The sequence below is a fragment of the Curtobacterium sp. SP.BCp genome (assembly GCF_051903255.1).
GTDB lineage: Bacteria > Actinomycetota > Actinomycetes > Actinomycetales > Microbacteriaceae > Curtobacterium.
This window is the reverse complement of the sequence record NZ_CP194338.1, coordinates 2,298,098-2,321,465: the sequence shown is the minus strand read 5'-3', so window position 1 is coordinate 2,321,465 and position 23,368 is coordinate 2,298,098. Positions and strand designations below refer to the sequence as shown.

The window sequence follows — 23,368 nt, the reverse complement described above, 5'->3', positions numbered from 1 at the left end:
CGTATCCGCACCCGGGGGTCCGCAAGCGGACCCGCAGGGCGTTGACCCGTCACCGCGCCGCCGCGAGGGTTGGAGCACAGGGGGAAGACCCGCCCCCTGGACCACCCGGCGGCGTCGTACCCGCGCCCCTGCCGGACTGCGGACCGTGATCGTCCGCGCCACGTCCGAAGCACCGAACACGGCAACCTGAACCCGACAGGAGCACGTCCAATGCCCGCCAACACCGTCCGACCCGCAGACCCCCGGGTCTCCGTCGTCATCCCGGCACGGAACGAAGCCCGCAACCTCGAGATCATCCTGCCCAAGCTGCCCCCGGTGTACGAGGTCATCCTCGTGGACGGCAACTCGGTCGACGACACCATCGCGACCGCGCAGCGGCTCATGCCGGACATCCGCGTCGTCCACCAGACCCGCAAGGGCAAGGGCAACGCGCTCGCGTGCGGCTTCGAGGCCGTCACCGGCGACGTCGTCGTCATGTTCGACGCCGACTGCTCCGCCGACCCGGACGAGATCCCGCGCTTCGTGCAGGCCCTCGTGGACGGCGCCGACGTCGCCAAGGGCACGCGCTACGCGCTCGGCGGTGGCAGCGACGACATCACGATCGTCCGCAACCTCGGCAACCGCGGCCTCAACATCGTGTGCAACGCCATCCTCGGCACCCGGTACAGCGACCTCTGCTACGGCTACAACGCATTCTGGGCCGACACGCTCCCCGCGATCGCGCTACTGTCGTCGACGCTCCCGAAGCCGGCCGACGGCTCGATGCTGTGGGGCGACGGGTTCGAGATCGAGACGGTCCTCACCTGCCGCTGGTCCGCGGCGGAGCTCCGCATCGCCGAGGTCGGCAGCCACGAGAAGCTCCGCGTGCACGGTGCGAGCAACCTCAACGCCGTGACCGACGGCATCCGCGTCCTCAAGTCGATCATGCACGAGCGTCGCCGGGCGTCGCAGGCGAAGAGCCGCGCACGCCTCGCCGCAGCCTCCGCGCTGACGATGCCGGCGCCCGTGTCGCCGATCGACGCCCCCACGGGCGAGATCACCGCGCCGACCGCTCGTGCCCGCACCGCGGACGCCGCGGTGGTGGACGCCCGCGCGCTCGACGGGGACCTCGCGTGAGCAGCGTCGCCGTCGTCATCTGCGCCTACACGCAGCTGCGGTGGGGCGACCTGCTGGACAGCGTCGAGTCGGCGAAGCGCCAGCCCGAGCAGCCCGAGGTCGTCGTCGTGATCGACCACGAGCCCGAACTGTACGCACGGGCCAAGGCCCGCTGGCCGGAGCTCAGCGTCGTCGAGAACACCGAGGACCGCGGGCTCTCCGGTGCCCGGAACACCGGCGTCGCGCTGACGGACGCCGACGTCGTCGCGTTCCTCGACGACGACGCCACGGCGGACGCCGACTGGCTCGGCCACCTGCTCGCGGCGCTCGACGACCCCGAGGTCGTCGGGGTCGGTGGACGGGCGACCCCCTCCTGGCCCGACGCGACCGGCTCCGGGCCCTACTCCGACGAGCTCCTCTGGATCGTCGGCTGCAGCTACACCGGCCTCCCCGAGACCGCGGGCGACGTCCGCAACGTGATCGGGTCGAGCATGGCCTTCCGCCGCGAGGCGATCCTCGCCGCCGGCGGCTTCCGCTCCGGCATCGGCCGGGTCGGCAACCAGCCCCTCGGGTGCGAGGAGACGGAGCTCTGCATCCGGCTCGCACAGGCCCGGCCGGGCAGCCGGATCCGCCACGAACCGCGCTCGAACGTGTCCCACCGCGTGTCGGCGGACCGCGTCACGATGCGGTACCTGCGTCGGCGCAGCTACTACGAGGGCATCTCGAAGGCCGTGCTGAGCCGCCGCGTGGGGACGGGCGATTCGCTGTCGAGCGAGTCCACCTACCTCACCCGGGTCATCCCCGGTGCCGTCGCCCGCGAGTTGCGCCGCTTCGGACGGGGTGGTGGCATCCGTGCCGCCGCGATCGTGCTCTCCGTCGTCTCGACCATCACCGGGTACGCCGTCGGACGGATCCTCGGAGGCGTCGTCGTCTCCGCTCCCGTCACACCCGCCGTCCGCCAACCGATCGGTACCCCATGACCAGGACGACCCTCACCCGGGTGCTCCGTCCGGTCGTCGACACCTCGCTCGTGCCGACCTGGGACGGCGCCGTCTGGATCGGCGAACTCGACCGGGCCGAGCTCCACGGCGCCGGACACCGCGACGCGATCGGGCTGGCCGGCGCCGACGGCTACAGCCGCGCCCGGCTCCTGGTGCGGGACCGCGGCGAGCCCGTCGGGTTCGTCGAGGCCGAGGTGACCGACCGTCGCCGGATCGGACCCTCGATCGAGCTCCGCACCCTCGAGCGTGCCGTCCGGCACATGCCCACCCCGGAACGACGACCGGCCGCTGATCAGGCGTTGCCGTCCGTCACCGTGGTGCTCTGCACGGACGGGGACGCGGGGGAGACCATGCGCTCCGTCCTCGCCCAGCGCGGCGTCGCCCTCAACGTCGTCGTGGTCTCCGCCGGAGCCGACGGCGACGGTCGCACCGAGATCGCCGGTCGGACCGTCACCACGGTGCCCGCCCCGACCGGCGGGCTCGCCGCCGCGCGGAACGCGGGACTCCTCGCCGCCACCGGCGACGTCGTGACCTTCCTCGGCTCCGGAACGGTCGTCGACCCCGACTGGGCGGCGGCGATCGCGGCACCGTTCGTGCTCGACGACGACGTGGCCTGCGTCACCGGTCTCGTGCCCACCGCGGAGATCCGGACGCCCGCGCAGCGCTGGCACGACGAGCACACGCCCGCTGCCCGCACGATCCGCCGTCGGGTGTTCCGACTCGGCGACGAGCCCGGCGACACACCGCTGCACCCCTTCGCGGCGGCCGCCTACGGCACCGGCGCCAACCTCGCCGTCCGCCGACGGGCCGCGCTCTCGATCGGCGGGTTCGACACCGCGTTCGGACCCGGGACCCGGGTCGGCGGCGGCGACGACCTCGACCTCTTCACCCGACTGCTGTTCGCGGGTTCCGCGATCGCCGTCGAACCCGCCGCGATCGCCTGGGTGCGGCCCGCGGACGACACCTCGTCGCTCCGCCGGACCGCCGCCGCGCACGGCCACGGACTCGGAGCCTGGATGACCAAGAACGCCCTCGACCGCGACACCGTCGCAGCGACCGTCGACTCCGTCCCCGAGGCCATCGCCGCGTTCGCGCGGCTTGGGCTCGAGCAGGGCGACGCGGTCACCGAGCTCGGCGGTGGGAGCGGTCGTCGTGCGGCGGGTCGTCCGGCCGTCGCTTCGGCTGCGGCTGCGTCCGGTGCCGGTGCCGGTGCCGGTGCCGGTGCTGGTGCTCGTGCTGGCGGTGCTCGTGCTGGTGGTGCTGGTGGTGCTGATGCTGGCGCGGTGGCCGGAGCCACCGGTAGCGCCGACGGCGTTGCGGCCGCGACTGCGGGCCCGGCGCTCGCCGGGGTCGAGGAGGCCTGGAACGACACGTCCCGCCGCCTGCGCCGCGTCGAGCGCCGCTCGGTCCTCGTGGCGCCGTTCCTCGCGCTCGCCGAGCGTCTCGGCGGAGCCGGCACGATCGACCGCACGCGACACGGCCGGCACGAGCTCGCCACCGTCGCGCCCGCGCCCGTGCTGCCCGGTGCGATGGGACCTGCGGCACGCCTGACCGCCGCCGGCCTGGTCGTCGTGACCCTGCTCGTCGCCGCGGTCGGCGCGGCGTTCGACCTGCCGGTGGTGCGGGGCTCCGCGATCGGCGTCTTCCTCTTCGCCGTGGTCGGTGTCGCGCCGATGCTGCTCCTGCGCCCGATGCCCCTCGCACGCTTCGCGCTGTTCGCGGTCACGACGTCGATCGTCGGCACCATCGCGATCGGCTACACGATGGCCACGGCCGGACTGTGGGCGCCCGCGGTGCCCTTCGCCGCGGTGGTCCTGCTGGTCGCCGTCGCGGTCGCCGCCGCGGTGCCGCGGGACCTCCGTGACCTGCACCGGCAGCGCCTCGAGCGCGCCGCCGCCGGCGGGGCGGAGCGTCGGTGGACCTGGACGACGACCGGCACGGTCACGTCTGCGTCGATCGTCGGCCTCCTCGTCGTGGTGGTCACCGCGATCACGCACGTCGGCGACCCGGTCCCCGACGGACTCTTCGGGTCGCTGGGCATCGGACTGCCGATCGGCCTCGCGATCGTCGTCGCCGCCGCCGTGGTCGCCCTCGTGCGCGGCCGGGGTGTCGCCCTGCCCGTCGTCGTGTTCGGCGGTGTCGTCCAGCTCGCCCAGGCGATCACGTACGGCATGCCCACCGTCATGGCGGCCGCACGGCACGTCGGGGTGCTCGAGTACATCCGGCAGTTCGGCCGCACCGACCCCGCCGCCGACATCTTCCAGACCTGGTCCGGCCTGTTCGCCGGCGGTGCCTGGGTCGCCGACGTCGGCGGCATCGTGAACGCGATGACGATCGCCGCGTGGGTGCCCGTCCTGCTCGCGTTCTCCACGACCATCGGCGTGGGTGTGCTCGCCGCGCACTGGCTGCCGGGCGCACGGCGTCCGTGGATCGCAGCGTTCCTGACCGCCATGACCGGGTCGCTCAACACGACCTACTTCTCGCCGCAGTCGACCGGCATCCTGCTGTCGGTCGCGATCCTCGTGCTCGCCACCGGTGCGCTCCGGCGGGTCACCGTGACGGGGGAGGACGGGGAGCCCACGACGATCATGCGTCCGCAGCCGGTGGGGCTGTCGCGTCTGCTCGGGATCGGTGCGATCAGCATCGTGCTCGCCGTGACGCACCAGATCTCGCCGTACCTCACCGTCGCCGCCATCGTCGTGCTCGTCGTCTTCCGCATGCTGCGTCCGTGGTGGGTCTCGCTCGTCGTGCTCGTGCCGGCCGTCGTGTTCGCCCTGCTCAACGGCAGCATCCTCGACAAGTTCCTGTCGCTCGCCGCCGTGGGGCAGGTGCTCACCAACGTGCAGCCGCCGTCGCACGACATGACCGTGCTGCCGAAGCCGCTCGTGACGCGGCTCGCGTTCGACGTGCCCGCCGCCGCCCTCGTGGTGCTCGGGCTCGCGGCGATCGTCACCGTGCTGCTCCGCCGCGACCGCGTGCACTGGGGGCTGCTGCTCGCTGCCGCGAGCCCGATCTCGCTGCTCGTCGCGACGAACTACGGCCAGGAGGGCATCTTCCGCGTGGTCCTCTTCGCGACGCCCTGGATCGCCGTCCTCGCGGCCGGACTCCCGGTTCCCGGCGGGCGGTTCGCCCCCGTCGGTCGGCTCGTCACCCTGGCCGGACGCCCGGTCGCCGTGCGGTTCGTCGCCGCCACCGCACTCATCGCGGGCATGGTCGCCGTCGGGTCGTTCGGACAGACCGCCCTGGACTGGAACCGCGTCCCCACGCGCAGCCAGTCGGAAGCCACGCAGTACTACGACGCGACGGCGCCGAAGGGCTCGATCATGCTGCTCACCGGCTCGGCGAACGCCGTCCCGAGCAACACCGGCGCCCGGTACTTCGACGTCGGAGCGCTCTCCCGCGAGGCCTTCGGGGCGTACCCGGCGAGCGAGGGCTACGACGCCACCGCGGACGTGTCGAACATCACGCGGAAGCTCGTGAGCACCTGGTCGGCGACGAAGTACTACGCCCTCGTGGCCGCACCGTTCGGCGCCTACGACGAGCGGTACGGCTACCAGAGCGACGCGGACTACCGGAAGCTCGCGGCCGCCATGGCCGACTCGCCGTACTGGACGCCCGTCTGGTCGAAGGGCACGACCGTGGTCTACGAGCTCACGACCGAGGGCATGCGCCATGCCGCGAGGTGAGGCACCGCACCGACGATCGCCGCGGACGGCTCGCCTCGTCACGGCGGCCGTCACCGCCCTGGCACTCGTGCTCACGGGGACGACCGTCCTCGGCGCCCGTGCCGCGGCCGGTGCCGTGACGACCGACCCGGTGTCCACCGCGGACTGCCGGGCCGGTCGGGTGCTCGACGTGGTCGCCCACCCCGACGACGACCTGCTCTTCCAGGGCACCGACCTCCGCGCCAGCATCGACGCGGGCGCCTGCGTCCGGACGGTCGTCGTGACGGCGGCCGACGGCGGGTACCCCGCATGGTACTGGCGCGAGCGGCAGACCGGTCTCGTCGCGGCGTACGCGGCGATCGCGGGTGTCGACCCCGCCACCACGACGTCCACGCTGACCGTCGCCGGCAAGACGCTCCGGCTCGAGACCCTCACCGCGGACCCGCGGATCAGCCTCGTGTTCATGGACCTGCCGGACGGCAACCTGGGCGGCAACGGCTTCTGGGCGACGGGCTACACGGGCCTGCAGCAGCTCTACCAGGGCTACGCCTCGACCCTCGCGACCGTCGCGGACGCCCCCAACCCGGCGACCTACACGCTCGCCGAGCTGCGGGCGACGATCTCCGGACTCCTCGACGGGTACGCGCCGACGGCCGTCCGCACGCTCGACCACGCGGGCGGGTACGGCGACGGGGACCACAGCGACCACCACACCGTGGCGTACCTCGCGAACGAGGCGCAGCAGCGGTACACCGGCGCACACACGTTCACCGGGTACCTCGGCTACACGATCGAGGGGCGCCCGACGAACCTGACGTCCCAGCAGGTCGCTGCGAAGTCGTCCGCGTTCTTCACCTACGCCGCACACGACAGCGAGACGTGCGCCACCTGGGAGGCCTGCGCGCCGCCACGGCCCGAGTCGGCGTGGCTGCAGCGGCAGTACACCGTCGGACAGGCAGACCCCACCGCGCCGACGAACCCGTCGACACCGGGCAGCGACCGCACCGACGTCACCGGTTCGGCCACGGTCACCGCGAGCGCGGAGAACGCCGCCGACGGGCAGACCGCCGCCAAGGCCGTCGACGGCGTGGTGTCCGGCTACCCGGCGAACCCGTCCGCCGAGTGGGTCGCCCCGAACGGGCGCGCCGGCACCTGGCTGCAGCTCTCGTGGGCGTCGCCGAAGTCGCTCACGAGCATCGACCTCGCCGACCGACCGAACGGCGACGACCAGGTCACCGGCGGGACGCTGACGTTCTCGGACGGGTCGAGCGTGACCGTCCCCGCGCTGCTGAACACCGGCGCGGTCCAGCAGGTCACGTTCCCGGCGCGGTCCGTGACGTGGGCGCGCTTCACCGTGACGGCGGTGAGCAGCAGCACGCAGAACGTCGGCCTGGCGGAGATCCGCGCGTTCACCGCCGCGTCGACGACACCGCCGCCGACCCCCACGCCCACGACGTCGGACGTCACCGCGGCGGCGTCCGTCACCGCGAGCGCCGAGAACCCCGCCGACGGACAGACCGCGGCCAAGGCGGTCGACGGGGTCGTCTCCGGCTACCCGGCGAACCCCGCCGCGGAGTGGGTGGCGCCGAACGGCCGCGCCGGCACGTGGATCCAGCTGTCCTGGACCTCGGCGCGCAAGCTGGTCGAGGTGGACCTCGCCGACCGTCCGAACACGACCGACCAGGTGACCGGCGGGATGCTGACGTTCTCGGACGGGTCGAGCGTGACGGTGCCGGCGTTGCCGAACGGCGGTGCGGTGCAGAAGGTGGTGTTCTCCGCGCGGTCCGTGACGTGGGTGCGGTTCACCGTGACCTCGGTGAGCAGCGGGACGCAGAACGCCGGGCTCGCGGAGATCCGGGCGATCGCGGCGTCGGACTCGACGACCCCGACGCCGACCCCCACGCCGACGCCGACCCCCACGCCGACGCCGACCCCCACGCCGACGCCGACGCCCACCCCGACCCCGACGCCCACCCCGACCCCGACGCCCACCCCGACCCCGACGCCGACGCCGGGTCCTGGTGACGTCACGGGCTCGGCCACCCCGACGGCGAGCGCGCAGAACGTCGCCGACGGGCAGACCGTCCAGAAGGCCGTGGACGGCGTCGTCTCCGGCTACCCGGTCAACCCGTCGGCCGAGTGGGTCGCCCCGAACGGCCGCTCCGGCACCTGGATCCAGCTCACCTGGTCGTCGGCGCAGAGGCTCGGACGGATCGAGCTCCACGACCGACCGAACACGACGGACCGGATCACGAGCGGCACCCTCACGTTCTCGAACGGGACGAGTGTCCGCGTGGGATCGCTGCCGAACGACGGGTCGACCCTCAACGTCGACTTCACCGCTCGGTCGGTCACCTGGGTGCGCTTCACCGTCACGGGCGTCTCCTCCGGCACCCAGAACGCCGGACTCGCGGAGGTGCGCGCGTGGACGAGCTGATCCGTACCACGACCACGACCGAGGACCCCGGAGCGGTCCGGCCGTCGACGGTCGACCCCGAGGCGTCATCGGCGAACGGCGCACCGCCCGCACACGGCACCGGGCTCTCCCGTCACCGCCGTCCTGGCCGCCCGGGGCGCCGCAGCGTCGCCCTCACGGTGGGCGCTCTCGTCGTCACCGCGGGGATCGTCGCGGCGGCTGCGACCGGTTCGTCCACGGGCAGCGCCGTCGACCCGAGCGGCGAGACCATGCCCACCGCGGCCGCCTCGGGGTGGAAGCGCGTGTTCTCCGAGGACTTCGCCGAACCGACCGCGACCGGCGGCTTCGAGAAGCCCTACGCCGACCGGTTCTCCGTGTACCACGGCTTCGCGGACACCGCCGGCACCGGCCGGTACTCGGCATCCGCGCTGACGGCGCACGACGGCGTGCTCGACATGCGGATGCGCACCACCGCGGGCGGGACACCCCTCGCGGGCGGCATCGTGCCGCTGGTCGACGGGAAGTGGGGCGGCCAGACCGCCGGCCGGTACAGCATCCGGCTCCGGAGCGACGAGGTCGACGGGTACGGCGTCGCCGTCCTGCTCTGGAGCGACCGGAACGTGTGGGCCGACGGCGAGGTCGACTTCCCGGAGGGGGCGCTCGGTGCGCCGGCGTGGCTGAACGTGCACTGCCTCGTGGACCCGGCGGAGAAGTGCATCCACCAGGAGACGGCGGCCTCGCTCAAGGACTGGCACACGTACACGATCGACTGGACGCCGCAGCGGATGACGTTCTCGATCGACGGTCGGCAGATCGCGTCGACGGACAAGGACATCCCGACGATGCCGATGCACTTCGTCGTGCAGGCCGGCTCGCTCGGTGGGGTGCCGCCGAAGGCGTCGGACGGCTCGCTGCTCATCGACTGGATCACGGTCGACGTCCCGGAGTCCTGATCGCGGTACCGTCGCCGGGTGGCTGACCTGGACCGACGACTCGTCGACCTCTACGACCTCGACAACCCTGACGGTCCCGACCACGACCTGTGGCGTGCGCTCGCCGACGAGCTCGGCGCTCGCCGGATCCTCGACCTCGGCTGCGGCACGGGCATGCTCACCGTGACGCTCGCGGCACCGGGTCGAGAGGTCGTGGGTGTCGACCCGTCGGCGTCCATGCTCGACCACGCGCGGCAGCGACCCGGCGGTCACCAGGTGACGTGGCTCCTCGGAGACAGCCGGAGCGTTCCGGCCGACGGGTACGACCTCGCACTGATGACGGGGAACGTGGCCCAGCACATCGCGGACGACGACTGGCACCGCACGCTCCGCGACCTCCGGTCCGTGCTGCGCCCGGGAGGGGCACTGGCGTTCGAGAGCCGGAACCCCCGTGTGCGTGCCTGGACGCAGTGGACCACGAGCGAGCCGAGCGTCAGGCCGACCGCGCACGGCCTGCTCGAAGAGTGGTCGACGGCCGACGAGATCGCTCCCGGCGTCGTGCGGCTCGTCGCGTCGAACCGGTTCGCCGACGAGGACCAGACGCTGGAGTACACCGAGGACCTGCGCTTCCGCGTCCACGACGAGCTGGTGCACGACCTCCGTGCAGCCGGGTTCGGCGCGGTCGAGGCCTTCGGGGACTGGCAGCGGGGACCGCTCGAAGACGGTGCCTCGGTGATGGTGTTCGTCGCCATCGCGGACTGAGCGGCGCCGTCACGGCGAGGCGGTCAGCGCCCCGCGTGCTCCTCGAGCGCCGCGAGCAGTGCCGCGACGTGCGGGGTCCGACCGTAGCGGGCGCTCACGTGGGCCCGGCCGCGCGCACCCAGCGACGGGTCGGCCGCGGCCTCGGCGAGGACCTCGACGATCCGTCCGGCGAGGGCGTCCGGGTCGGTCGGGTCGACCGTGTACCGCGCCCACTCGTCGGAGAGGATCTCGGCTGTGCCGCCCGACGCGGCCGCGACGACGGGCGTTCCCGCCGACATCGCCTCGACGACCGTACGACCGAAGCCCTCCGGCTCGATCGACGGCACGACGACGAGGTCCGCCGCGTGCAGGAGCGGCAGCACGTCGTCGCGCTCGGGGAGCACCACGACGCTGCCGTCGGGCAGCGCGTCGACCGCCTGCTGGACGGGGGCCGTCTCGTCGGGGTAGAGGGCGCCCGCGAGGACGAGGACCGGTGCGGTCGGCGCGGAGCCGGCCGTGGACGGGCCGGCGACCCGCTCGCGGACGTGGGCCGCCGTGCGGACGCGACTCCATGCCTCCAGGAGGGCCACGACGCCCTTGGCTCGGCTGAGGCGACCGTAGTAGAGCACGACCGGGGCGTCGGCCGGCAGGCCGAGCCGCTCGCGGGCAGCGCGCGTGTCGTCGGCCGTCGGGGGCGGGAACTCGGCGGTGTCGACGCCGTTCGGGACGATCGTGATCCGGTCGCGCGGTGCGCCGACCGCGGCCCACGCATCGGCCATCGCCGAGGAGACCGCGAGGTAGCGGGTCCGCCCGCCGGCGAACGGACGGAGGCGCCCGTAGTTCGGGGCGTGGTGGAGGTGAACGGCGAGCGGCACGCGCGACACCGCGGACAGGACGCGGCCGTAGGGCAGGTACTCGGGTCGGTTCAACCAGATCACGTCGGGTCGCCAGCTGCGGATGCGGAGACCCTCGCGGACGAAGCGGAGGACGTCGCGGAACGCCGTGCGGACGCCGAAGCGCGGGTCGGTCCCGTGCACGAGGCGCACGCCGAGTCGCTCGTAGGGCGGTCGGCCCTCGCCGGGGCGGGCCATCTCGTCGTCCCGGTGCCAGACGACGACGTCGTGGCCGGCCGCGACGAGTTCCTCGGTGTCCTCGAGGACGCACCGCTCGAGCCCACCGGTGATCGCCAGCCCGGAGGTGACGAGGGCGATGCGCAGGGGGCGTGCGGTGGTCATGAGGACCCTCCTCGGGCAGCTCGGAGACGACGGATGAACCACGGCAGGCAGGCGAGTGCCCCGGCGAAGCGGAACCAGTTCCAGAAGACGTCCTGCGGGACGAAGAGCGACGCGACGGCCACGGCGAGCGCAGCGGCGACCGGCACGGTGACGCGCCAGCCCGGGCCCTTCCACGCGCGGCGGTCGGGGAGGGACGCCTGCTGCAGGACGGCGAGCACGACGTACGCCACGACGGTCGCCACGGCGGCGCCGGACAGCCCGAGCCACGGCACGAGGAGGAGGTTCGCGCCGATGTTCACGACGCCCGCGATCGCGGCGATCACCCCGACGGCGACACCACGCCGCTCGATCACGAGCAGTCGGCCGGTCGCACCGCTGGCGACGACGGGCAGGGCGGTGACGGCGACGATGAGGACGACGACGGTCAGCTCGTGGACGCGGTACGAGGCGGGCGCCAGGATCGGCAGGGCCACCGGTGAGACGAGGGTCACGGCGAGGAGCACGGGCGCGAGCATCTTGTAGAGCTCGTCACGGGCGTGCATGGCGAGCTCGCGGCGGGCGACGGCGTCGCGGAGGGCGGCGAAGTGCGGGGCCCACGCCTGGTTGGTGAACGACAGCAGGAGGATGACGGCCGACCCGACGACGTAGGCGATCTGGTAGCGCGCCACCTCCTCGGGGCCGAGGATGCGCTGCACGACGATGCGGTCGCCGGCGTTGAGGACGAAGTACGACAGGTTGCCGAGCGCGATCGGGATGCCGAGGCGGAAGGCGCGGGCGGTGGTGGCGCGGTCGAACAGACCGGCGATCCGGGGCCGGGTGGCCGCGACGCCGATCACCATCGCGATGCCCTGCGCCACGACGCCGCCCCAGGCGTAGGTGACGGCGTCGGCGTGCACGAAGGTGAGCAGCCCGAGGCCGATGATCGAGCCGCCGATCGACGAGAGCAGGCTCGTGACGGCGAACACGCGGATGCGGTCCTGTGCCACGAGGAGCGCGAGCGACAGTTGCACGACCGCGGCGGGGCCGACCCAGAGCACGGCGATGAGGAGCAGCGGGTGCTGCCCGACGAAGCCGGCGGCGTCGCCCCAGATCGGGATCGACGCGAGCGCGACGACCGTCACGAGCACGGCGGTCGTGATGCCGACGCTCAGCAGCCCCCGCGCGCGACGGTCGTTCCCGTCCTCGGCGCGCTGCAGGACCGCGGCCTGGTCGAGGCCGGCGACCGCGAGGACGCCGAGCGCCTGGTAGAGGGCGATCGCGGACGCGAGCACGCCGAACTCGGCCGGCGGCATGAGGTGCGCCAGGACCGGGGAGATCAGGGACGAGACGACGAGCTGCATCGACCAGACGACGACGTACAGCAGGCCGCGCCCGAACAGCTTCGACGAGACCGTGCGGGTCGTCCCGGTGTCGGCTTCGCCGGTGGGCTCCGCGGTGCCGGACGGACCGGACGACGCGGCCGCACGTGCTTCCCGTGCCTCGCGTCGCGTCGCCGGCCGGTCCGTGCGGGTCTCCTGCGGCACGCTCACCGGACGACCGCCCGACGGTCGACGGCGGTCGTGTCGCGGAGGGCCGTCGCGCCCGCTTCACGCAGCCCGAACGCCGCGTCGACGAGGTCGAGCAGCTCCGAGCTCCGGTCCGTCGAGAACTTCCGGGCGAACAGCTGCGGTGCCCGACGCGCCTCGGCCGAGGGCTGCGTGCGCCACTCGAGCAGCCGTCCGGCGTCCGCGAGGGTCAGCCACGGCGGGCTCTTCATCGCGGAGCCGTCCCACCCGATCCACCACAGCGAGTGCGGCACGTGGGCGTCACGGAAGCCCGGCGTCAGCGACTCGGTCCAGAGCACGGACGGCACGAAGGTCTCGTCGGCGATCCACACGCGCTGCCAGAACCGGACGAGGTCGGGGCGGGTGTCGACGGCGCGGACGACGGCCTCGGCGTGCGCGCGGGCGAGGACCTTGAGCTGCGAGCCACCGGCCGGCGTGAGGTCACGGGGGAGTCGGCGCGGGACGGGCACGCGCACCATGTGCTTCCGCCACGCCCAGTGCGGGTAGCGGAGTCGCGGCAGACCGCCGCCCCGGCCCCACTCCGCGTACGGCAGTGGGTGCACGCCGAGGAACGACGTGCCACGGTGCTGCTCCAGCAGCGCCGTGAGCTCAGCGGGGTTCCCGAGCGGGTAGTCGCTCCCGGTCAGGACCGCGACGTGCGAGGCGTCGGTGGCGGCGAGTGCCGCCCGGTAGCCCTCGACCTCGGCGGCGACGTTCTCCCACTTCGCCCACCCGGTGCGCATCCGCGGCAGCAGCCGGACGCGTTCGGGCAGGTCGGTGGTCATCGCGGTCCACTCCGACTCGGGCGTGCGCGCGTCGACGTGCAGGAACACGGGGAACGGTGCGAGCGCCTCGATCAGGCGTCGGACGTGCGCCGGGTCCTCGTGGGCGAGGACGACGCACGCCACGGCGGGGGAGTTGGCCATGACCGCGACGCTACGGTGGCCGCAGGACCCCGACAAGGCGGGGTCGGACCGGGTGCGGGGAAGCAGCGGTTTCCCGCACCCAGGCTCCTGATCAGCGCTTCTTGCGGAACTTCGGGCAGTCGCAGAGCGCGCAGTCGGTGCCGGGGCGGTAGTGCTCGTGCGCCTCACGAGGGTGTCCGCACACGCACGTCACGGTGTCGTCGAGCACGACCTCGAGGAGCGTCCCGGACTCGTTCGTCGGGCCCAGCGGCATGCGTCCTCCTCGTGCCCCCGACCAGACGCCCGGGGATCTCCACGATCCTAGGGGAGCGGGGCTGTCAGGTGGCGGCAAACCGCAAGGTCCGCGCACCCGCGCGCGACCGTCGTTGACCGCCGCGCGACAGCACCGGAGCATCGGAGCATGACCGACCGTCCCACGATGACCGGCGTGCTCACCCTGCAGCCCGCGATGCCCGCTGCGGACGCACCGACCTGGTCCGGTGCCGCCTGGGTCGGTGCCGTCGACCGGGGCGAGGCGCTCGCGGCCGACGCCGTCGTCCTCGCCGGGGCCGAGGGGTTCCGCCGCGCGCGGCTCCTCGTCCGGGACGGCCGCGAACTCGCGGGTTCCGTCGACCTCGCGGTCGGCACGGACGGTGCCCTGGACCCGGCCGAGACGGCACGCGCGCTGCGCGCCCTGCGCACCACGAGCCTCCCGGCCGCCCCGCAGGGTCCGACCGTCGGTCGGATCACCGTCGTCGTCGCGACCCGGGACCGACCGAACGACGTCCGCCGCTGCGTCGCCTCGGTGCTGGCGTCCGAGTGGGACGACCTCGAGGTGATCGTCGTCGACAACGCACCCAGCTCCCACGCGACCCGTGACGTGGTCGCGTCGTTCACGGACCCTCGCCTGCAGTACGTCCTGGAGGCCCGTGCCGGGGTCTCGCGCGCACGGAACGCCGGTCTCGCGGCGGCCACCGGCGACGTGGTCGCCTTCGTCGACGACGACGTGGTCGTCGACCGGTGGTGGGCAGCGGCGCTCGCCGCGGCGTACGCGCGCGACGCGGACGTCGTCTGCGTGACCGGGCTCGTGCCGAGCGGTGAGCTCCGGACGCCGACGCAGCGCTACTTCGACGAGCGGGTGACCTGGGCGCGCAACACCGAGCGCCGCGTGTACCGGACCGCGTTGCCGCCGGCGGACCTGCCGCTCTTCCCGTTCTCGGTCGGCGCGTTCGGGACCGGCGCGAACATGTCCCTCCGTCGCGCTGCGGCCCTCGAACTCGGTGGGTTCGACGTCGCCCTCGGTCCGGGCACCCCCGCGCGTGCCGGCGAGGACCCCGACCTGTTCACGCGGGTGCTGTTCTCCGGTGGGGCGCTCGCCGTCGAACCCTCGGCGATCGTGTGGCACAAGCACCGTGCCGACCGGGAGGCGCTGCGCTCCCAGGCCCTCGGCTACGGCACCGGGCTCGGGGCGTGGGTCGCGAAGCTGATGACACGCCCCGGTACCGCGCTCGCCGTGCTCCGGCGAGCCGTGGGGGCGCTCCGGCAGCTCGGGGCGCTCGGCCAGGGCAGCGGTGGTGCTGGTGGTGCCGATCAGGTGTCGGCAGCGGTGGACGCGGTCGGCGGGTGGCCGGTGGACGACGAGTTCCGCGCCGCGACGGCCGGACTGAAGCGCGCGGAGCTCACCGCGGCGCTCGGCGGCCCGTGGCGGTACGTGCGCGGGCGGCTCGCGGCGCGGTAGCGGTCGGGCGGGCGCGGGGAGGCGCGGGTCGGGGCGGGGTCGTTCGGGCGGCGAAACGCGCGCGTTCCGACGTCCCGCACGTCGATCGACGCGCGGATCGTCGCACGATGCGCCCGCATGGACCGGCGCGACACGGGTGCGACGTTGCACGTGTCGATCGACGGGTGCAACGTCGCGTCGGTGTCAGGCCATCGCGGGTGGGTCCGGCGGGCGGGGCGTGAGTGCCCGGCGGGTGGTCGGGCGGCCGCTGTGGATCGACGTCGTCGCTGTCGTGCGACGACGGCCGCGTCGCTGATTGCGAGCGCCGGGTGTTGCACGCGCGCAGGAGCGACACGTCCGCTGTCGTACGACGACGGAGGTGTCGTCCGGCAGCGGTCCCGGCGGCGGTCGGGCGGCCGCCGTGGATCGACGTCGTCGCTGTCGTGCTACGACGGCCGCGTCGCTGGTTGCGGGCGCCGGGTGTTGCACGCGCGCAGGAGCGACACGTCCGCTGTCGCACGACGACGGACGTGTCGCGCGACAGCGGTCCCGCGGCCGCGCCACAGCGCCCCGCGCCGGCTCAGGGGCGGAAGCGCCCCTCCTCGACGTCCCGCCAGAAGCGACGGCTCCGCAGGTACGCGGCCGGACCCGCCGGGAAGCCCCGGAACTCGTGGTACGCCAGGGACCGCGGGATGCTGGTGGTCGAGGCCTCCGTCACGGTCTCCGGCGCCGCGTCCCGCTTGCCCGCGAGCCGGGTGACGAGCTGCTTGAGCTTGACCTTCGCCGCGATCGGCATCAGCCGCGTGAGCGCCGTCAGGTGCCGTCGGTCCTTCACGATGAGCGCGCACATGAGCGCGGTGAACCCGACGCCGTTCGAGTGCAGCTGGTGGTGGAGCCCCTCGAGGTCGGCACGGTGGGTGTGGTGCACGACGGCCTTCGGTTCGAAGCCGATCCGGCCGCCGCCCCACAGGATGTCGATGAAGATCGCGAGGTCCTCACCACCGCGGGCGGGGACCCCGGCGCCGAGCACCGGGTCGAAGCCGCCGGCGGCACGGAACGCCGAGGTCCGGACGGCCCAGTTCGCGCCGGCCCCGTACCCGCCGATGCCGTACACGGCGAAGTGCTTCAGCACGCGGCCGTCGGGGGCGATCGCGCGGGCGCGGGCGTTCCGCATCGCACCGGGGACGTCGTCGGGGACGATGGTGACCGGCTCGAAGGTGCGCTCGCCGCTGAACCCGCCGTAGTACGCCTCGTACCAGATCTGCGCGGGGGTGGAGAGCTCCTCGGGCAGGATGAGCCCGGTCACCGCGGACAGCGCGGGTTCGCGGACGAACCGCGAGCCGATCATCCGGAGCCACTGCGGGCTGATCCGGACGTCGTCGTCGGTGAAGGCGATGACCTCGCCCTTCGCCGCCGCGACCCCGGCGTTCCGCCCGGCCGAGCACCCCGGGCGGCGCTCGACGACGAGACGGACGTTGTGCCCCTCGAGGATCCGGGGGAGCTGGTCGTCCGCCGGCACCTTCACGCGGTTGTCGACGATGATGACCTCGTACCGCGGGTAGTCGAGCTGCTCGAGGACCGCCAGGAGCGTCGTGATGGTCTCGATGCGCGCGACGATCGTCGACACGACGACCGAGATGAGCGGGAGGTCCTCGTCCGGCACCGGCGTCGACGCCTCGGCGCCGGCCGTGGTCCCCGCGGTCTGCGCCACGAGCGGCTCGACGGCACGACGGGCATCAGCGGGGTCGTCGGTGAGGAGCACGTCGAGCGTCGTCACCGGGAACCCGCCGCGGTAGCCGACGACGAGCGCCGAGGAGCCGCGGTGGTCGGCGACGAGCTCCGGGAGCGGCGCGTCGAGGTCGAGGCTGACGACCCGACGTGGGCCGGGCACGGTGACGGGAGGGATCAGGGCCATGTCCGCGACGCTACGGAGCGTGCGGGCACCGGACAACGGCGCGACCGGGTGACGGCGGTGTTCGTGCGGAACCCCGCACCGGTGCCCCGCACCCCGCGCAGCGACGATCCCAGGAACGACGGGAGAGTGAGCGCACACTTTCGGCAGATTCGCAGAAACCTCCCGGTGGAAGGTCATCACGAGCAGGTCACGGAACCAATGCAACCGGTTGCGGAACGTCGATCGCGGGCGTAACTTCCTCCGTCAGCAGGCACCGCCGCCTGCTCCAGGCAGCGTCATCGCACCCGATCGGGGCTCCTGGTGATCTCGATGAGGAGACAACCCCGTGAAGACAACACGTGCCAAGGTGCGGTTCGCCTCGGTCGCCGGCATCGCCGCGATCGGGCTCGTGCTCACCGGCTGCTCGAGCGGCGGGTCCGCGAACTCCGGTGACGCCCAGAACGGCCAGGACAGCCGCGGACCGATCACCTACGTGCAGGGCAAGGACAACTCGAACGTCGTCCGCCCGCTGATCGCCAAGTGGAACAAGGCGCACCCGGACGAGAAGGTCACCTTCAAGGAGCAGTCCGACCAGGCCGACCAGCAGCACGACGACCTCGTGCAGCACTTCCAGGCGAAGGACGAGAACTACGACGTCGTCGACGTCGACGTCGTCTGGACCGCGGAGTTCGCCGCGAAGGGCTGGCTGACGCCGCTCACCGGCAAGATGAAGATCGACACGTCCAAGCTCCTCCCGGCGACGGTGAAGACCGCGACGTACAACGACACGCTGTACGCAGCTCCGCAGACGTCCGACGGCGCGCTGCTCTACTACCGCAAGGACCTCGTCAAGACCCCGCCGACCACGTGGGACGAGATGATGAAGGACTGCTCCATCGCCAAGGAGGCCGGCATCGGCTGCTACGCCGGTCAGTTCGCGAAGTACGAGGGCCTCACCGTGAACGCCTCCGAGGCGATCAACGGCTCCGGCGGCTCGGTGCTCAGCAAGAGCGGCTCGCCGGACGTCGACACCTCCGACGCCAAGGCCGGTCTGCAGAACCTCGTCGACGCCTTCAAGGACGGCAACATCCCGGCCGAGGCGATCACGTACCAGGAGGAGCAGGGCCGCACCGCGTTCGAGGACGGCAAGCTCCTGTTCCTGCGCAACTGGCCGTACGTCTACAGCCTCGCCAAGACCGACGGTTCGTCGAAGGTGAAGGACACCTTCGGCATCGCCCCGATCCCCGGCAAGGACGGCACCGGCGCCTCGACGCTCGGCGGCCACAACGCCGCGATCAGCGTCTACTCGAAGCACAAGGCGACCGCGCACGACTTCCTGGAGTTCCTGGAGTCGAACGAGACGCAGAAGTTCTTCGCGACGCAGGGCTCCCTCGCCCCGGTGGTCGGTGACCTCTACACCGACTCCGAGCTGACGAGCAAGCTGCCGTACCTGCCCACCCTGCTGAAGTCGATCGAGTCCGCGGAGCCCCGCCCGGTCACGCCGTTCTACCCGGCCGTGACGAAGGCGATCCAGGACAACACCTACGCGGCACTGAAGGGCTCGAAGAGCGTCGACGAAGCCCTGAAGGACATGCAGGACGCCCTGAAGACGGCGACCAGCGGCAACAGCAACTAGCGGCTCGCGCCGCGTCGGACTGGAGGCACGGTGCCAGCGTGCGCCGTGCCTCCAGTCCGCCCCCACTCGCGTCCCGACACCCGGCAAGGAGGCCGTCACGTGTCAGCAGCAACCGAGATCCCCGCCGCCATCCCCAACCCGACGGGGATGGAGCCGCCGAAGCGGCGGAAGGGCGGCCTCAACGCCGAGCACGGCCGGTGGGCCGTGTACCTCATCGGCCCGACGATCGTGCTCCTCGCCATCGTCATCGGCTACCCCGTCGTCAGTGCCGTCATCCAGTCGTTCCAGCTCGACGCCGGTCTCGACAAGGCGACCGGGCTCTTCGTGGCCGGCGGCTTCGCCGGGGTCACGAACTACGTGCACTGGCTGGGGCAGCAGTGCGGCAACACCGCCTGCCCGCCCGGCAACCTCGGGTCCCAGTTCTGGACCGCGATGGGCAACACGTTCTTCTTCACGGTCGTGACCGTCGCCCTCGAGACCGTCATCGGCGTGTGGATGGCGATCATCATGAACCGCAACTTCAAGGGCCGTGCCTTCGTCCGCGCCGCGATCCTCGTGCCGTGGGCCATCCCGACCGCCGTCACCGCGAAGCTCTGGTACTTCATCTTCGACGCGAACGGCGTCCTCAACCACGTCATCGGGCACCAGGTCCTCTGGTTCTCGGGGGAGTGGGCGTCCCGGTGGGCGATCATCATCGCCGACACGTGGAAGACGACCCCGTTCATGGCGCTCCTCATCCTCGCCGGCCTCCAGCTGATCCCGGACGAGGTCTACGAGGCCGCGAAGATGGACGGCGCGTCGACGATGCAGCGGTTCTGGAACATCACGCTCCCGCTCGTCAAGCCGGCGCTCATGGTCGCGGTGCTGTTCCGCGTCCTCGACGCCCTCCGCATCTACGACCTCATCGCGATCATGACCGGCGGTGGTGGTGGTTCCGGCAACGCGACCGTCTCGCTGTCGGTGCTCGTCGTCGACCAGATCCGGCAGGGGTTCAACTCCGCGTCGGCCCTCTCCACGATCACGTTCCTCGTGATCTTCCTCGTCGCGTTCATCTTCGTCCGGTTCCTCGGCGCGAACGTCGTCCAGACCCAGGCAGCCCAGCAGAAGGGTGAACTCCGATGAGCATCGCAGCAGACCGGCCCCGTTCCACGACGCGGCCCCGCGAACGCGAGGTCGACCGCACCCAGGTCCGGATCCAGCGCCACACCGGCCAGAAGCTCCGGACCGGCATCCAGGCCGTCGTCATCGCCGTGTGGTGCCTCCTGCCCTTCTACTGGATGGTCGTGACGAGCTTCCGTGACGTCGGGTTCACGTTCGACCCGACACCGTGGTTCACGCACTTCACGTTCGCGAACTACGAGACGGCGTTCTCGACCGCGCTCGGCAACCACCTCGGACGCGCACTGCTCAACAGTGTGTTCATCGGGATCACCGTGACGGTCATCGCGCTGCTCGTCGGCACGAGCGCCGCGTACGCGCTGGCACGGCTCGAGTTCAAGGGGAAGTCGCTCATCGCCGGTGCGATCCTCGCCGCGTCGATGTTCCCGGGCGTCGCGCTCATCTCGCCGCTGTTCCAGCTCTTCACGGACATCGGCTGGATGGGCACGTACCAGGCCCTGATCCTGCCGAGCATCTCGTTCGTGCTGCCGCTGACGGTGTACACGCTCGCGAGCTTCTTCCGGGAGATGCCCTGGGACCTCGAGGAGGCGGCCCGCATCGACGGCTGCACGCGGATCCAGGCGTTCCGACGGATCATCATGCCGCTCGCCGCCCCCGCCGTGTTCACCACCGCGATCCTGGCGTTCATCTCCTCCTGGAACGAGTACCTCATCTCGTCCCAGCTGTCCTCGGACGCCACCCAGCCGGTCACGGTCGCGATCGCGTCCTTCGCCGGGTCGCAGCCGCACCAGGAACCCTACACGGCGGTGATGGCGGCCGGCACGATCGTGACGATCCCGCTGGTCATCCTCGTGCTCGTGTTCCAGCGGCGCATCGTGGCCGGCCTGACCGCCGGCGGCGTGAAGGGCTGACGACGATGGCACAGCGCGGCCCCACCCGTCCCACCGCCCGGATCGAGGAGGCGATCGGCGTCGTCGGCACCTTCGGCGTCCTGTTCCTCGGGGTGACCGTGTTCTGCGAGGTCACGGGACGGCCGGCGCTCGGCTGGGCCCTCACCCTGCTGGCGGCCGTCGTGGCGATCGTGCTGCTCGACCGCTGGCGGGTGTCCGTGCTCCGGCGGCACCACGAGGCCACCGGCGAGGTGGACGGCGTCGGCGCGGTCCCCGCGCGGACCGCCCCGACCCGCTCGGCCGGCGACGGCGCGGTCTCGGCGCGGACCGCCCCGACCCGCTCGGCCGGCGACGGCGCGGTCTCGGCGCGGACCGCCCCGGCCCGCTCGGCCGGCGTCGTCCGGTCCGCACCGGTCGTCCCGGCCGGCCGCACGGCGGACGCGGGTCGCCCGGCGGACGGGTGACGCGCCTCCAGGCCGGACCCATGGGCATCCAGGAGATCGCCACCGTCACCGGACTGTCGAAGTCCACGGTGTCCCGCGCGCTGCGCGGCCTGCCGTCGGTGGCCGGACCGACGATCGACCAGGTGCGGCGGGTCGCCGACGAGCTCGGGTACGTCCCGAGCTCGGCGGCGGCCGGCCTCGCCACCGGCCGGCAGCGCGCCGTCGGTGTCGTCGTCCCGGTGATCGACCGGTGGTTCTACGTCAAGGCGCTCGGCGGGGTCGACGCGGAGCTCCGCCGGGCCGGGCACGACCTGGTGCTGTACAACCTCGGCGGGGCCGGGGGCGACCGCGACCGAGCGTTCCGACGCTCGATGCTCCGGCACCGGGTGGACGCCCTCGTGCTGCTGTCGCTCGTGCTCGACGAGACCGAGCGGACCGAGCTCGAACTCACCCGCCATCCGATGATCGTCATCGGCGGACCGGCCCCGGGGTTGCGGAACGTCGGGGTCGACGACGCGGTGGTGTCGCACCTCGCCGTGCAGCACCTCGCGTCACTGGGGCACCGGTCGATCGCGTACATGGGCGGGCAGGACGAGGACGGGATGAACGTCGCCGTCCCGTACCTGCGGCACGACGGGTTCGTCGACGCCATGACGGCCGCGGGCTGCGACGTCCGGCCCGAGTGGATGGTCGACGGCCGCTTCTCGTTCGCGGGCGGCGCGGACGCCGGCGCCGCGCTGCTCGGCGCCGGGGCCGGCTCCGGCTCCGGCTCCGGGCGACCCACGGCGGTGTTCTGCGCGTCCGACGAGATGGCCCTGGGACTCCTGTTCGCGGCGCAGCGTGCCGGTCTCCGGGTCCCCGAGGACCTCTCCGTGATCGGGGTCGACGGCCACGAGTACGGCGCGACCGTGGGCCTGACCACGGTCGCGCAGGACCCGGAGGCGCAGGGACGGACGGCTGCGCGTGCCGTGCTCGCGGAGGTCGAGGGGCACGGGTCGGAGTCGCTCGGGCCGGCGACCGCGGAGCTCGTGGTGCGGGGGACGACCGCGCCGCCGCGGTGACGCGCAGCGCCGCCGCTGTGACGAGTCCGCGCGTAGGGTCGCGGGCATGGAGGTCACGAAGCTCGAACACGCGTGCCAGGTGCTCACCCGCGACGGGGCCCGGCTCGTCCTCGACCCGGGGAACCTCACCCGGCCGGTCGACACCACGGGCGTCGTGGGGGTCGTCGTCACGCACGCCCACCCCGACCACGTCACGCCCGAGCAGGTCCAGCGGATCCTCGCCGCGAACCCCGGCGCCGTCGTCATCGGCCCCGCGGGGGTCGCGGATGCGCTCGCGGACGATGGCATCCGGGTCGACGTGGTCACCGACGGGGACGCCCGCACCGTCGGACCGTTCGACCTCACGTTCCACGGCAGCCGGCACAACGTCATCCACTCGAGCATCCCCGTGATCGACAACACGGGCGTGCTCGTCGACGGACGGCTCTTCCACCCCGGCGACGCCTACACGGTCCCCGCCGTCCCGGTCGAGGTGCTCGCCACCCCGATCGGCGCACCCTGGCTGCAGATCGGCGAGCTCATGGACTGGGTCGCCGCGATCGCGCCGAGCCGGGCGTACCCGATCCACGAGGCGACCCTCTCCGAGGTCGGCCTCGGCATGCACGTCGGCCGTCTCCGCGAGGTCGTGGAGCCCGCCGGTGCCGTGACCGTGCTCGCCCCCGGCGACACGACGACCGTCTGACGGACGGTCGCGGCGAGACGGCCAGGAGGCGCGCTTCCTGTCCGTCACGCACCGCCGCGTCACGTCGTGGCCGGGCCGCGGATCGACGGCACACCCGGGCGACACGCCTCGTTTTGGCGCGGAGCGAGCGCTGTGCCATACTTGTCGAGTTGTCGGAACGGCCCCATCGTACAGCGGCCTAGTACGTCGCCCTCTCACGGCGGTAACGCGGGTTCGAATCCCGCTGGGGTCACCAGCAGTGGGTCATCACAAGTGGCTCACTTCCGAGTCCGACAACGCGTGCGTCCCGCTCCCGAGCGAGACCACGGCCCCATCGTACAGCGGCCTAGTACGTCGCCCTCTCACGGCGGTAACGCGGGTTCGAATCCCGCTGGGGTCACCACCGGAACGCC

Annotated in this window: 18 protein-coding genes and 2 tRNA genes; 15 read left to right on the top strand and 5 right to left on the bottom strand. The window is 72.8% G+C overall.

Going from position 1 to position 23,368, the window contains the following annotated elements:
• Positions 1 to 210: 210 nt before the first annotated feature.
• From ACRQ4C_RS11020 to ACRQ4C_RS10995, 6 genes are read left to right on the top strand one after another with little or no spacing between them, the layout of a single operon-like run.
• A complete protein-coding gene (locus tag ACRQ4C_RS11020; protein WP_439688675.1) occupies positions 211 to 1,116 on the top strand; it encodes a glycosyltransferase family 2 protein in 906 nt (301 codons plus the stop codon).
• Positions 1,113 to 2,075, top strand: coding sequence for a glycosyltransferase family 2 protein (locus ACRQ4C_RS11015; protein WP_290131410.1), 963 nt, complete (start codon positions 1,113 to 1,115; stop codon positions 2,073 to 2,075). The genes ACRQ4C_RS11020 and ACRQ4C_RS11015 overlap by 4 nt, the downstream gene beginning before the upstream one ends.
• Positions 2,072 to 5,782, top strand: a complete 3,711-nt coding sequence (locus tag ACRQ4C_RS11010) for a glycosyltransferase (protein ID WP_439688674.1) — start codon at positions 2,072 to 2,074, stop codon at positions 5,780 to 5,782. Before ACRQ4C_RS11015 ends, ACRQ4C_RS11010 begins: the two co-directional genes overlap by 4 nt.
• A complete protein-coding gene (locus ACRQ4C_RS11005) occupies positions 5,769 to 8,198 on the top strand; it encodes a DUF7402 domain-containing protein (RefSeq protein ID WP_439688673.1) in 2,430 nt (809 codons plus the stop codon). Before ACRQ4C_RS11010 ends, ACRQ4C_RS11005 begins: the two co-directional genes overlap by 14 nt.
• A complete protein-coding gene (locus ACRQ4C_RS11000; RefSeq protein ID WP_439688672.1) occupies positions 8,186 to 9,130 on the top strand; it encodes a glycoside hydrolase family 16 protein in 945 nt (314 codons plus the stop codon). Before ACRQ4C_RS11005 ends, ACRQ4C_RS11000 begins: the two co-directional genes overlap by 13 nt.
• An 18-nt stretch (positions 9,131 to 9,148) precedes the next feature.
• Complete coding sequence (locus ACRQ4C_RS10995; RefSeq protein ID WP_439688671.1) at positions 9,149 to 9,871, top strand: class I SAM-dependent methyltransferase; 723 nt, start codon at positions 9,149 to 9,151, stop codon at positions 9,869 to 9,871.
• A 23-nt stretch (positions 9,872 to 9,894) separates the two neighbouring features.
• Here the strand turns inward: ACRQ4C_RS10995 and ACRQ4C_RS10990 are convergent, their stop codons facing one another.
• The 4 genes from ACRQ4C_RS10990 to ACRQ4C_RS10975 all read right to left on the bottom strand — a co-directional run bounded on the left by ACRQ4C_RS10990 (position 9,895) and on the right by ACRQ4C_RS10975 (position 13,808).
• Entirely contained in the window at positions 9,895 to 11,085 is a 1,191-nt protein-coding gene (locus ACRQ4C_RS10990; protein WP_400414773.1) for a glycosyltransferase family 4 protein, read from the bottom strand.
• Positions 11,082 to 12,614 (bottom strand): lipopolysaccharide biosynthesis protein, encoded by a 1,533-nt coding sequence (locus tag ACRQ4C_RS10985; RefSeq protein WP_439688670.1) that lies wholly within the window; start codon positions 12,612 to 12,614, stop codon positions 11,082 to 11,084. Before ACRQ4C_RS10985 ends, ACRQ4C_RS10990 begins: the two co-directional genes overlap by 4 nt.
• Entirely contained in the window at positions 12,611 to 13,555 is a 945-nt protein-coding gene (locus ACRQ4C_RS10980) for a beta-1,6-N-acetylglucosaminyltransferase (protein ID WP_439688669.1), read from the bottom strand. Before ACRQ4C_RS10980 ends, ACRQ4C_RS10985 begins: the two co-directional genes overlap by 4 nt.
• Positions 13,556 to 13,646: 91 nt before the next feature.
• Positions 13,647 to 13,808, bottom strand: a complete 162-nt coding sequence (locus tag ACRQ4C_RS10975) for a hypothetical protein (protein WP_290131417.1) — start codon at positions 13,806 to 13,808, stop codon at positions 13,647 to 13,649.
• 147 nt (positions 13,809 to 13,955) lie between these two features.
• On the opposite strand from ACRQ4C_RS10975, the gene ACRQ4C_RS10970 reads away from it, so the two are divergent.
• Positions 13,956 to 15,272 carry a glycosyltransferase family 2 protein gene (locus tag ACRQ4C_RS10970; RefSeq protein WP_439688668.1) on the top strand — a complete coding sequence of 439 codons (1,317 nt, stop codon included), beginning with the start codon at positions 13,956 to 13,958 and terminating at the stop codon, positions 15,270 to 15,272.
• 559 nt (positions 15,273 to 15,831) lie between these two features.
• Here ACRQ4C_RS10970 and ACRQ4C_RS10965 read toward each other — a convergent pair.
• Positions 15,832 to 17,166 carry a glycosyltransferase gene (locus tag ACRQ4C_RS10965; protein ID WP_439688667.1) on the bottom strand — a complete coding sequence of 445 codons (1,335 nt, stop codon included), beginning with the start codon at positions 17,164 to 17,166 and terminating at the stop codon, positions 15,832 to 15,834.
• A 325-nt stretch (positions 17,167 to 17,491) separates the two neighbouring features.
• Between ACRQ4C_RS10965 and ACRQ4C_RS10960 the strand changes: the two genes are divergently transcribed.
• The 8 genes from ACRQ4C_RS10960 (at position 17,492) to ACRQ4C_RS10925 (ending at position 23,358) form a co-directional block, all read left to right on the top strand.
• The gene (locus ACRQ4C_RS10960) at positions 17,492 to 18,781 is read left to right on the top strand and encodes an ABC transporter substrate-binding protein (RefSeq protein ID WP_439688666.1); all 1,290 of its coding nucleotides are present in this window, start codon (positions 17,492 to 17,494) and stop codon (positions 18,779 to 18,781) included.
• A gap of 147 nt (positions 18,782 to 18,928) precedes the next feature.
• A complete protein-coding gene (locus tag ACRQ4C_RS10955; RefSeq protein ID WP_290134219.1) occupies positions 18,929 to 19,903 on the top strand; it encodes a carbohydrate ABC transporter permease in 975 nt (324 codons plus the stop codon).
• Positions 19,900 to 20,811, top strand: coding sequence for a carbohydrate ABC transporter permease (locus tag ACRQ4C_RS10950; protein ID WP_290131421.1), 912 nt, complete (start codon positions 19,900 to 19,902; stop codon positions 20,809 to 20,811). The genes ACRQ4C_RS10955 and ACRQ4C_RS10950 overlap by 4 nt, the downstream gene beginning before the upstream one ends.
• A 5-nt stretch (positions 20,812 to 20,816) precedes the next feature.
• Positions 20,817 to 21,254: a hypothetical protein gene (locus ACRQ4C_RS10945; protein ID WP_439688665.1), complete on the top strand. Its 438-nt coding sequence runs from the start codon at positions 20,817 to 20,819 to the stop codon at positions 21,252 to 21,254.
• Positions 21,255 to 21,274: 20 nt separating this feature from the next.
• Entirely contained in the window at positions 21,275 to 22,294 is a 1,020-nt protein-coding gene (locus ACRQ4C_RS10940; RefSeq protein WP_439688664.1) for a LacI family DNA-binding transcriptional regulator, read from the top strand.
• A gap of 46 nt (positions 22,295 to 22,340) precedes the next feature.
• Positions 22,341 to 22,976 carry an MBL fold metallo-hydrolase gene (locus ACRQ4C_RS10935; RefSeq protein WP_439688663.1) on the top strand — a complete coding sequence of 212 codons (636 nt, stop codon included), beginning with the start codon at positions 22,341 to 22,343 and terminating at the stop codon, positions 22,974 to 22,976.
• Positions 22,977 to 23,135: 159 nt separating this feature from the next.
• Positions 23,136 to 23,211: transfer RNA gene (locus ACRQ4C_RS10930), tRNA-Glu, on the top strand.
• A gap of 71 nt (positions 23,212 to 23,282) precedes the next feature.
• Positions 23,283 to 23,358, top strand: a tRNA-Glu gene (locus ACRQ4C_RS10925).
• The last annotated feature ends 10 nt before the right edge of the window (positions 23,359 to 23,368 follow it).

What these genes read in the sequence shown, in the direction of transcription:
- ACRQ4C_RS11010 (WP_439688674.1), top strand. Translation starts at nt 2,072, where the DNA reads ATGACCAGGACGACCCTCACCCGGGTGCTCCGTCCGGTCGTCGACACC.
- ACRQ4C_RS11020 (WP_439688675.1), top strand. Translation starts at nt 211, where the DNA reads ATGCCCGCCAACACCGTCCGACCCGCAGACCCCCGGGTCTCCGTCGTC.
- ACRQ4C_RS10955 (WP_290134219.1), top strand. Translation starts at nt 18,929, where the DNA reads ATGGAGCCGCCGAAGCGGCGGAAGGGCGGCCTCAACGCCGAGCACGGC.
- ACRQ4C_RS10935 (WP_439688663.1), top strand. Translation starts at nt 22,341, where the DNA reads ATGGAGGTCACGAAGCTCGAACACGCGTGCCAGGTGCTCACCCGCGAC.
- ACRQ4C_RS10980 (WP_439688669.1), bottom strand. Translation starts at nt 13,555, where the DNA reads ATGGCCAACTCCCCCGCCGTGGCGTGCGTCGTCCTCGCCCACGAGGAC.
- ACRQ4C_RS10970 (WP_439688668.1), top strand. Translation starts at nt 13,956, where the DNA reads ATGACCGACCGTCCCACGATGACCGGCGTGCTCACCCTGCAGCCCGCG.
- ACRQ4C_RS10950 (WP_290131421.1), top strand. Translation starts at nt 19,900, where the DNA reads ATGAGCATCGCAGCAGACCGGCCCCGTTCCACGACGCGGCCCCGCGAA.
- ACRQ4C_RS10975 (WP_290131417.1), bottom strand. Translation starts at nt 13,808, where the DNA reads ATGCCGCTGGGCCCGACGAACGAGTCCGGGACGCTCCTCGAGGTCGTG.
- ACRQ4C_RS10965 (WP_439688667.1), bottom strand. Translation starts at nt 17,166, where the DNA reads ATGGCCCTGATCCCTCCCGTCACCGTGCCCGGCCCACGTCGGGTCGTC.
- ACRQ4C_RS10940 (WP_439688664.1), top strand. Translation starts at nt 21,275, where the DNA reads ATGGGCATCCAGGAGATCGCCACCGTCACCGGACTGTCGAAGTCCACG.
- ACRQ4C_RS11005 (WP_439688673.1), top strand. Translation starts at nt 5,769, where the DNA reads ATGCCGCGAGGTGAGGCACCGCACCGACGATCGCCGCGGACGGCTCGC.
- ACRQ4C_RS10945 (WP_439688665.1), top strand. Translation starts at nt 20,817, where the DNA reads ATGGCACAGCGCGGCCCCACCCGTCCCACCGCCCGGATCGAGGAGGCG.
- ACRQ4C_RS10990 (WP_400414773.1), bottom strand. Translation starts at nt 11,085, where the DNA reads ATGACCACCGCACGCCCCCTGCGCATCGCCCTCGTCACCTCCGGGCTG.